This is a genomic window from Caldisericum sp. (assembly GCF_049967455.1).
Lineage (GTDB): Bacteria > Caldisericota > Caldisericia > Caldisericales > Caldisericaceae > Caldisericum > Caldisericum exile_A.
The window spans coordinates 1-10,341 of record NZ_JBMFSR010000034.1; the positions used below are offsets into that span (position 1 = coordinate 1).

Consider the following 10,341-nt stretch of genomic DNA (forward strand, 5'->3'; position numbering starts at 1 on the left):
CTATCCCTCGCCATGTCATCAAAATGGGTTAGATGGAGCGATGTGCCATCTGTAAAGAAACAGAATAGCTGCTTGAATGTATTATCAATTGGTATTCCCTTCCTGCTTTTTCTCATACTCCCAAAGTATTTGTTTGTGAGAGAGTATATCCCTATCTTTGAAAGGTACCTTGCAAACAGTGTAAGCCCTGCCCTGTCGGATAGTGTATCTGATGTTTTCTCAATACTATCTATCCTTACCTCATAGGCCTCTTTCATCTGTTTGGATTTTTTTTCATTTTTGTTTATTATATTGTCACCTCAATATGATAGTGCTTCATCACCCAGTAAGTGAAGGCACTATCTTTTTTAATATGTGCTCAAATTATACATCAAACCTATGGTTTAAGCAAGAAAAATATGATGAAAGCTTGGAGAATCGCTCAGATTAGGTTGTTATTAGCCTCCAGATCCGTTAAACCAGATGATACGGAAGACGGTATAAGGTTTATGACTATTCTATCCCTCTGCATAATATCTAAGGGTGCTTTAAATAATAAAAACGGTGATAATTCTTTTTTGTATAGATATGGACCATAAATTTTTAAGCTTCCGAGATTATTTGCATCTGTCCCTACAACATTTGTAATTTTTGTGTCTGATCTAAAATTTGACAGATTAGAATACTGCATAATAATGTAAGTGCGCAATGCACCATAGAATGTTGAGGGAGAAGGTGGAAATATTGAGAAAGATACAAAATCATTCCCTGCATCAAATGGCTTTCCATCTCTGAAAAAAACTGTATCAAAAGGTTCAATAAATATCCACTTAGTCATTTCATTCCTCCCTGGCAATGAACTCTATAGTTGCAATAAAGTTAACGAATGCGTCAAATTCATCTTCACCAGGCTTTACGAAAAGATAACGCAAAATGAAGTCCTCAAGACTTGACTCTACTTGCTCGATTTGGGCAAGACCCATTTTCTCCTTATCGTATCTTCTCAATAGCAATCTCTTCGCCTCAAGATTCAACATCTCTTTGTCGAGTTTATCTTCAGGTTTCTCTATGAAACAAAACTTTTTGTCAACAAGATCTCGCCACCACCCATTAGAGATATAATCATTCCTGTAACATCCTAACATTTCCTTAAAGAAAACAAACGGGTCTCTGAGTCTATCAAAATGTATTATAAAGTTTAAAGGTTCACCAGAACGTTTTAATACAGATATCCCAGTTGCATTTCGCCCACTGTCCTTTACCTTCTTCAATATAACCTTCGTATTCTCAAGAACTTGCTGAAGTGCCTGAGAGTAGTGAGCAATTGTTACTCCTATGCTAATAGTTATGCCTTTACCAACTTTTGAAGTAAATAGCTTTCTTAGCTCCTCGATAATTGCAGGTAAATCTTCAAGTGCAGCAAAAATTAAACCTTCATCTCCACCAGCATAGATTACTTTAGCCATAAACTTGCTTTCAAGATTTAAAACTTCATTAGAGAAATTATAGATTGTTTTGCTGAACTCCTTATGCTCATCTACACTATTTAAACTCCTGATATATTTTCCGATGTGGTCTCCGTCATAGCGGATAACAGCATAATACTTTGGCGGACTTTCTATTATCTTATAAATTGACCCAAGCTTTTCTAAGATCCTTTTGACCATATCTTCAGGGGCGTCGATATTCTGGTATGTATCAATAATGTAGTAAGAGCCTTCTACTGCGAAAACTTCTTTAAGAATTTCATTATCTTGTTTAGACAAAATTTCGTCCAATCTTCTGAGCGTACCGCCCTTAACAGATTCATTAATAATACCTGAAACTGAGTTTATTTCATTCTTAAGATAAGTAAGTAAATCGCCCGAGAGTTTTTTTTCGTTGTAGGCTTTAAAGAGTTTATTAAGCCATGGGGAAATAGCAATTGATGCAGTCGACGGAATTTTGCTAGCTTTACTAAATTCAGAGTTTAAATCAAGAAGTCTCTTTGTAAGGCAAATTGAACATAGTTGTTCGTTTTCTTTAAACCTATATTTGTATTTGCTACGAAGTTCTTCCCAGAATAACTTGAGCTTGTTTCTACTCTTCCAGGCATCTTTTTCATTATATAGTGGCGTTCTTTTGCCACAGAGTGTGCATTTGAAACCCTCTTCGCCAATCTGTTTAAAATTCCTGATAGATTTCCTGCCATTAAACACAGCTTCTGCCCTGGTATAGCTTGCAGAATAATTTTCTTGGTCTTCATTACTTACAATCCAATAAATCTCCCAGAAATCCTCACATTGTTTTTGAAATAAATTATCAATAATAGCTCCATCTGTTACATTAATGTTTTTTAATAGAGAATTTTTGATAGATTCTTGAATCTCTTTAAACTTACCTTTTATAATTTCCTCTGCTCCTTTTAAAATTTCTTTTGCAACACTTTCATCAAACTCGGCAACAAAACGATTCGGAATATTAGATTCAATTGTGGGAGAAACGATTGAATCTGAATACGGATAAATAATTTTTCCACCTCTATTTTTTACATGCTCCATTGCATTTTTAACAAGGAAAGAAAGGAGATATGACCCTGCCCATAGGTCTGAAGTTTTCCTTGATGTTGCAATAAACTCCTGCACAGGGCCTAACTGAAAGATGCCAAATACTTTTTTATCCGAATCCATATTATGCCCCTACCTAAAATTCTCATTAAGAAAATTGAATACGTTAATTTAGTAGGATTATTAGATATAACTTGAGGCGTGATTGTAGAGCTTCTATTCGGTCCAACATTAGGTTTAAGTTTAATTCTTGCATTGTTAGGCAAAAACTCGGACCATATAAGAAGGGCTGTAACATAGTAATGGGTGTCTGAATTACCAATTTTTCCTACCTTAAAGAATAGTGGAGAGGCTCTTCTTCCGTAAGGATTCTCCTGTGGAACCGCGCTCCAAGGTTCTGCTTCAATTGATATTCTCTCACTTTTTGGCCTACTTAACTCGTCTCTAAAATTGTATACTATTGGAAGACCAAATGCCGTCTTTGTGAGAGGATCTGGAATACTGTATCCATTAATATTATCCTTGTATTTGTGGAGTTCTGCTGCTTCACTGTTAAATGGTGGTCTTGTGTAACTTCTGAATTCCTTCAATCTCCTACCAAGCCAGTTAAGTGGTTGTTTCCACTCTGTAAAACTTGCCTCGAAATGAACTTTAAATTCTGAATCAGTAGAGGAATATGCGCTAAAGGAGGGCATAGAATCACAAGGAGTTGCAAAAATGTTTATTTATTCTCCCAAATAATTTTGAATACTTTCATTTGATTGTAAGCTTCCTATTTCCTCTTCGGATTTAAGACACATAAATTTCGGGACTTCTTTCAGGATTTCTTGAAGATCTATAGGGCTATTGATTTTAATAACTCTGAAAGACCCCAAACCTCTTCGAGATCTTGCTCCAAGACCTCCAAAGTTTTCCAGAAACCACAAAGCTTTTAAAGTTTCGATCATGGCATTATCATCATCTGCAATAAGTTGTATTTCAAATTGAGTTCCTGGATTTATGTATTTCCTGTTTGCAGATCTAAAAGGAAACAAAAGGTATTGAATGCCATATGACAAATTGTTAAAAGTCCTCGCATCTAACGTTGTCAAATAATTATCTCTACTAGCAGGTGGTATAAATAAAGACACTTTAGACTTTTGCTTCTGTCCGCCAAAAATTGCACCCTCTTCTTCTAACAGCTCCTTCTCAGAGCTTCTTCTAGTTGAGCAGAAAGCCCTTCACCAGAACCTCAAAGCTCCTTTCAGAGAATCCTCACGCATTTCACAATCTACGTTAGGATTTGCCCCACCTATAAAGGCAGGGGTAATAAATTCAATACCTACTGTAACCTCCTTTTTTCTCAAGCTTACCTCCTTATTTCTCCTTGTTTATATGTTATACTACTTTGTACTATCTATGCCGTGCATTCCTTTCTTAAATTGCTCTATCTATTTGCTTTTGCTACTCTCAAGTTCTGTAAATTCGTTGTAAATTATTATTTTAACTACCTTCAAAAGATCCTTCTCGGCAGAATTACTTTCTTTTGAAAGATCAATAGAGGTATAAAATTCTTTTAGCTCTTTTATAACACCCTCAATATTTTTCTTAATCTCTTCTCTGAATTGTTCCATCTGTCTCTTTATTTTCTCACGAGCACTGTTAGAATCTTCATTTTCTTTAAGCAAAAACTCTAACGCTTCAATTCTGCTTTCCCCTAACGGAAGCACTCTCTTCTCCCCGGTTGTATCTTCAAGTTCAATGTTGTATTTTTTTGTTCCAACAACATCATAAGTAATCCATTTTTTCATTAAAGAATAGACAAAAGATCTTACAAATTCAATATCACCGAGCAGATTCACAACCCTACAGTTTAAAAAATTTGGCTTTTCATGAAGTACTTTTTCGAACTTACTTTCTATTTTTAAAGCATTGATTTCTTCAGGGAATACATGGTAAGTTCCCTTTATAGCCACTTTTCTGTACTCATCTACTGTATCTGTTAGGCCAGTAAACCCACTATATTTAATATAGTTATCAATTCTTAACTGTAAAATTGTATAACGAAAGGCCTCACTTTGACGATCATCTGCTACGTTACCTGTTTCTTTTTTAATTTCTGTCTTAAGTTTACCTGCAAAATCACTTCCTGGTTGCGTGGTTGTAAAAGCCGCTGCAGTCTTTACAAAATGCTCGGTATTTGATGCTTCATCAACTCCCCTAACCTGTGCATTTGGGTCAACATCTGCAAGTAGCGAAGATTTGGATTTTAAGTCTGCGGCAATACCTGCAGGGTCCTCCCCCTTAAGCTGCAAGGCATCCATTATAGTGAAGGAGTTTAATTTATCAAGTTGCCCAAGTATTAAATAATTATTTATAAAGTTATAATTCCACTTAATTGGGTCACCTTTCAAACTCTCAAGTGGTAGAAAACCTTCTGGAAGTAAACAGGATAAATGAATTTGTGAATTATCTGCTTTATTTTTGAGAGACTCAAATTTCCAGATAAAATAATCATTTGGATCTACCAATGCCTCTATTTGAATTCTGGGTATCTTGTTTTGTATCTCTTGTTCAATATTGTCTCGAGGGTTATCACCTTTCATCAACTCATAGATTCTGTTTTCAATTTTATCATTTGGGTCTGTAACAAAGGTCAAACATTTTATAGTTCTTTTTGAATTTCTTGTTTTGATATGTTCAAGGTTCGAAGTATTTATTTGCATAATTCCCGCATTGAAGGTCTGAATCCAGTTATCCACATCTTCCAAGATCTTATCACAAATCTCTTTATCTCTCTTAACTATCTTGATTATTGAGTCCATTATGATTTTTTGCTGGGATAAGTTCGTAGCCCGCTCTGATAATTTTAAATATTTTTTATTATTTTTGCAGTTGCTAATTTGTTTTTGCACTACATTTATACTATCTTCTATTCTTAAGTCATCAAACATCTTTATGACTCTCTCAGTGATATTATCAAATGTTTTGATTAAAGCCTCTAAAAAGGATTGGGCTTTAAGAAGGCTACCTTTCCTATCCCTGTCATTTAATATTTGAATTAAGTATTTCTCCAAGGCATTTGCGAATTTCTCTTCGTGCTTTTTGCTATAATAATTCATTACACCGTGAGTACTTCTTACTCCTCCTGATGTGTCAGGAGAGGCCATATCATTTTCGGAACCAATAACCTTTTCCTTTCTTTTTTTTACCTGGCCTTCAACAACTTCCAATGGGATTGTTTTTAAACCCCTCCTAATTTGTATATCATCTATTCTCATTTCAGGTACATCAATATCCTCTTCCCTAGAATTGAATTTTATATAATTAATCAGGCTCTTTTTATCTGTGCCTACAAATCCCTGATTCTCTATAGTCTGATAAAGGAAATTTGTCAGTAAAGGAGTAGCTGTTTCCCCCTTCATAAACTCCTGCACTTTAGCATCAGCCGCAAATACAGGTTGTTCAATAAAATAGTTAAGAATGTCTTTCCCCAACCTATGAGCAAAGTCAATTCTTATATCCTCTGATTCTAAAACATATCTATGGATACCAAAAGTACTGTATACTGGAATATTAAGTTCACCGAATTGCGGGTTTGTTGGGGCAAAATAAGGTTGAGTACCTGCAATTACGACTTTTGGAAGGTCACCTATAGGTGCAGTTCCTTCTACATATGTCATAATAAACTCACTTATGGCAGGACATAATCCCAGATAATGAGGTGTTGGTGCACCATTTTTTTCCACAAGGCCCTTTCCATCAATAAAATATGTTATGCTAAAAAGCGGAAAATCCTTTTTAACACCAGTTTTAGAAGTATATTGAATGTTTTGCCCAGAAGTGGAATAAAAACGATGTAACTCTCTAAAAGAAGAAAAACAATTCGCTTTAAAGCGTGCTTGTAACGGAGAAGAAGGGATTGTCCCTTCGAATCCTCGAGGAAGAACAAATATGCCAAAAAGATAATATTGCACATCTGTCCGTCTAAGGTCTCCAAAACACTTGTGTACAATATTAGCAAAATCTATAAATGTTCCGCACCCTGTTCCTCCTGCAACAGAGGAGATAATAAAAACAGGAATGATTTCTTTCTCTTCTTTTTTACTGGCAATGTTTCTTACATTATCACTAATTATTTTATATATGTCATCTGGTTTAAGAAAAAACGAAGTTCTACTCAGGGGTCTAATTTGTCCTGCACCTGTACACGACTGTAATTGCCCCCCGGCATATCCTTTTGCTTCATCTTTGCCAAACCATTTTTCTATGAAGGGGTAGTCTCCAGTTCCATCCTTTATGCTCGTAACCACTTTAGTAAGCTCTCCACAAAAGTTAAAAAACTCATTATGCGAAATATCATAGTCTAACTTGAATGGCACCATTTTCCCTTGCTCAAGGTCAAATTTCCCCCTTTCAACAGGGATATTCTCCTGTTCTAAAAGATCAAACTCTAAAAGAGCTATTTTTTCTGGAACTTTGCCGTAAACCTCCACTAAATTTTTCTTTAGATCAGTTAATACCCACTTACCAGTACCTCCCAACCCAATTGCAATCATTGGTAACATATTTGCCTCCCCCTTAGTCTCTTATATATTTTATGATTTTACCAAAAATTGTCATTGTCTGGTTATTTTCTAAAGTATCGACAATGTCAAATTTTTTACTTTCAGAAGAAGACTTGTAGTGTATCTCAATGGATGTTCTTAAATTACCTTTAGGATCTACTTCGCTCAGTCTTGGAACAATGTAACCAAATATGCCTTGTTTGCTATCATCTATTATTATATCTGCACCTTTCCCTCCGATAGTCATTTTGTGCCCACTTAATGGAAATTCTTCGCCTTGAACAAGCAATGTACCTCCCAATGTCCCTCCAAAAATTAATCTACGTTTCCAAAAAGCAATAATAGATAAAATAAGTATTAAAATCACATACCAGTAAATTTTTAAATAGTCAAGAATAGAAGGATATAAATAAAAACTACTAGTTAAGGTATCTTTGAATTGATTGTTGGTTGATTTTAGTTTCCCGTCAAGCTCAACTTTCAAAATATACTGACCTTTCATGTTAAAGTTAATAGGTATCTTTCCTATAAATTTTCCGATTGTATCTGCAGATGGCTGTAAAGGAACAACAATTTTTGATTTTTCTCCGCTTGGTAAATAGGCTATTTGCGCCCAAATAAGTGCAGAGGGATCAGTTTCAAAAAATTTTGATGGATCTATTAGCTTATTTTCATAATTTAGCGTTACTTCTATTTCTAATTCTTTTCTGAAACCCTTTAAGTTAGAATTATCTTGGGGAGAATTTAAACTTATGTAAGGGACTTTCTGCACACTTATGTTATACTCGTTTTTTATTTCAAAACCCTCTCTTCCTGTTGCAATTAGTATTATTTTATACAAACCTTCACTTTGTGGATTGTATTCTTCTGTGAAATAAATTCCTTTCTCACCTTTTTTAAATTTAAGATTTACTGTATTTCCGTCTGGAGAAACAATTTTTCCGCTGAAGACAAGTGGGTATTCTGGAAGAAGTTGAACTGCAGTATCATCAGATTTAAGAAAAGCAAATATAACCTTGAAGGATCTTCCTAAGACTTGTTCTAAACTAGGGCTAACTAAATTCATTTTATTAGGAATCAATGTCTTGTAAATTTTGACTGTTCCCTGACCTTTGACTATTTCATATTTCCACTTTCCTGGTGGAGGGTTAGAAACTACCACTGTTTTATATGTTGGATATTCTTTTACTGTTACATCTGGATTAGCCTCAGAAATTTTCTTATTTTCTGAATCTACTATCTCAACTGCAATTTCTTTTGTCTCAGGGTAAATGTCAAATTGAATTTTCTCAAGATAAGGTTGGACTTCGAATTCAAGTGATTTTGTAAAAATATCGGGAGACGTTATGGGAAGGTAAAATAATTTTTGAACTATTTCATTGTACTTTGAAAACAATTCATCCATGCTTTCTATTCTGTAAATTTGATCGCTCCCAATAATTTTTTCCCAGTATGAAACTGACTTTGCCCAAGTTTTTCCTGTGGTATCAATACCTATCATAAAAATTTCACATCCAATTTTTTGCAAATAGTCTCTATAAAAACTGTCTATTTCGCTAAAATAATTTGATAGACTCAGGTTACGGTTATCATAAGGCTCGCCATCAGTAAAAATGACGATGACTGGCTTTCTTTTTAGTTCCAATGTCCTGTAAGCTTCAAATTGATTGTAAGATACCTTAAGCGCTTTAATAAAACTTGTAGACTGTAAAGATAGTGGTTTAATTGAATCAACTAATTTTTTAGTATTAGTATCTTCAGGGTCAGATTTTACTTCGGTCAAATCTACAGTATTTTCCTTGTTTACATCAGTACCAAAATTAATTAATCCAATTCTTAAATATGGTTCATTTTCTGATCTTCTGGAAAGATTAGTGATAAAATATTTGCTCGCCTCAACTCTAATATTTTTTGGGTCAGTTGCTGGCTCATTTCCGTATCCGCTCATACTATTAGATTGATCCAGTAGGAGAAATATATCAATTGGAGTACCAACTTTTTCATAAAGCCCTATTTCCTCTTGCCTTGTATAAGTAATAGGTTTTTCTACTACTTTGTTACAGCCAGTTAGACAAATAATGGGTAAGAGCAACAAAATAATCACAAATAACGAAAAAAAGTTAAATACCCTCTCATGCTTTAATTTCTTTCTCTCAGAAATCATATTTAACTCCTTTTATTATTTACCTAAATTGAGCGATTTTTTATCGCTCTAAAAAATTTTAGTACTTTTTGAAAAATTTGCAAGTACTTGTCATATTTTTTTTCTTTATGTTCGACATTACCTCAGATGATTGAGACAAATACTAATCTTTATAACTCTTTTTCTTCTCCTCGGATTTTTTATTTTTGTTTTACTTCTTTGTATTCGTTGCTCCCTTCTTACGAATATCATTATATAACCTCAATATGATAGTGCTTCATCGCTTAACAGGTGAAAGCAATGTCCTTTTTTATTCTTCTGTAATTGCCGTCTTTGCAATTCTATGTGCTAAATTTTACTCCTCTGTAACCTGCAATCTTTATGAGCAGGTTCTATATCAAACCTATGTTCTACCAAAGAAAAATATGTGAAACATTTGGAGAATCACTCAGGTTAGGTCTAATTTACTTCCTTTATCCCCAGAACCTTGCACTCGCTTGAAACTCATCGCCTCACTTTTCGAGGGAGATTCCGCTCCTCTTCAACTATATTTTAGCGTCTCTCTCTCTTGTTAATACATTTTTAAGAGATTTTTTGGTTTTAGTGAAATCTATTTTGCGCTTTAGCTAAAATTTTCTCTTCACATATGTAGACTCCCAAACTCTAAAAAAAGTTCCATGATTTTCGAGGAATTTTTAAAAAACTTTACAACTTATTGAATTTTGTATTGTTTTCCGTATTTTTGGGTGTAGGCTAATGGGAAATATTGTATTAAATGACTCTCTTAGTCTTGTGAAAATTTGAGCATTTTCCGTTGACGGTCCCCTTTACATAAAGAAAAATACAAGTAAAAGCTGTGAATCTCTCAGATTAGGTTATAGTATATAGTCAATAAAATCTAAAGAGCCCTAACAAGGGCTCCTTTAATAATGAGTTTCGACAAACTCAGTCTTTAATCTCCTGTGTACTTTTCTGCATTCTTAATAATCTTTTCTTTAGTTTTATATCTATATTCAATGCATGAATACGAAAAAAGCAAAAGAAGGTCAAGCAAGAAAACAGAGTAAACATTGAATTGAAATTTCATTAAGAAAAGAGCTATTGCTATCAACAAAGGTAAGATGAG

General features: G+C 34.2%; 5 protein-coding genes and 2 pseudogenes. All 7 read right to left on the reverse strand.

The features are described 5' to 3' along the window. Positions 1 to 257, reverse strand: a pseudogene (locus tag ACP5SP_RS06470) (IS1380 family transposase); the annotation flags it as partial. A 164-nt stretch (positions 258 to 421) separates the two neighbouring features. Continuing rightward, a complete protein-coding gene (locus ACP5SP_RS06475) occupies positions 422 to 817 on the reverse strand; it encodes a type III-B CRISPR module-associated Cmr3 family protein (RefSeq protein ID WP_428076272.1) in 396 nt (131 codons plus the stop codon). A gap of 1 nt (position 818) precedes the next feature. Then, positions 819 to 2,648 carry a type III-B CRISPR-associated protein Cas10/Cmr2 gene (cas10, locus tag ACP5SP_RS06480; protein ID WP_428076273.1) on the reverse strand — a complete coding sequence of 610 codons (1,830 nt, stop codon included), beginning with the start codon at positions 2,646 to 2,648 and terminating at the stop codon, positions 819 to 821. Then, the gene (locus ACP5SP_RS06485) at positions 2,609 to 3,220 is read right to left on the reverse strand and encodes a hypothetical protein (RefSeq protein WP_428076274.1); all 612 of its coding nucleotides are present in this window, start codon (positions 3,218 to 3,220) and stop codon (positions 2,609 to 2,611) included. Before ACP5SP_RS06485 ends, cas10 begins: the two co-directional genes overlap by 40 nt. A gap of 30 nt (positions 3,221 to 3,250) precedes the next feature. Further along, positions 3,251 to 3,871: pseudogene (cmr1, locus tag ACP5SP_RS06490) on the reverse strand (type III-B CRISPR module RAMP protein Cmr1). Positions 3,872 to 3,955: 84 nt separating this feature from the next. After that, complete coding sequence (locus ACP5SP_RS06495) at positions 3,956 to 7,072, reverse strand: tubulin-like doman-containing protein (protein ID WP_428076275.1); 3,117 nt, start codon at positions 7,070 to 7,072, stop codon at positions 3,956 to 3,958. 13 nt (positions 7,073 to 7,085) lie between these two features. Continuing rightward, the gene (locus ACP5SP_RS06500) at positions 7,086 to 9,236 is read right to left on the reverse strand and encodes a vWA domain-containing protein (protein ID WP_428076276.1); all 2,151 of its coding nucleotides are present in this window, start codon (positions 9,234 to 9,236) and stop codon (positions 7,086 to 7,088) included. Positions 9,237 to 10,341: the final 1,105 nt, after the last annotated feature.

Coding starts and splice junctions, on each gene's coding strand:
- ACP5SP_RS06495 (WP_428076275.1), bottom strand. CDS start 7,072: ATGTTACCAATGATTGCAATTGGGTTGGGAGGTACTGGTAAGTGGGTA.
- ACP5SP_RS06500 (WP_428076276.1), bottom strand. CDS start 9,236: ATGATTTCTGAGAGAAAGAAATTAAAGCATGAGAGGGTATTTAACTTT.
- ACP5SP_RS06485 (WP_428076274.1), bottom strand. CDS start 3,220: ATGCCCTCCTTTAGCGCATATTCCTCTACTGATTCAGAATTTAAAGTT.
- cas10 (WP_428076273.1), bottom strand. CDS start 2,648: ATGGATTCGGATAAAAAAGTATTTGGCATCTTTCAGTTAGGCCCTGTG.
- ACP5SP_RS06475 (WP_428076272.1), bottom strand. CDS start 817: ATGACTAAGTGGATATTTATTGAACCTTTTGATACAGTTTTTTTCAGA.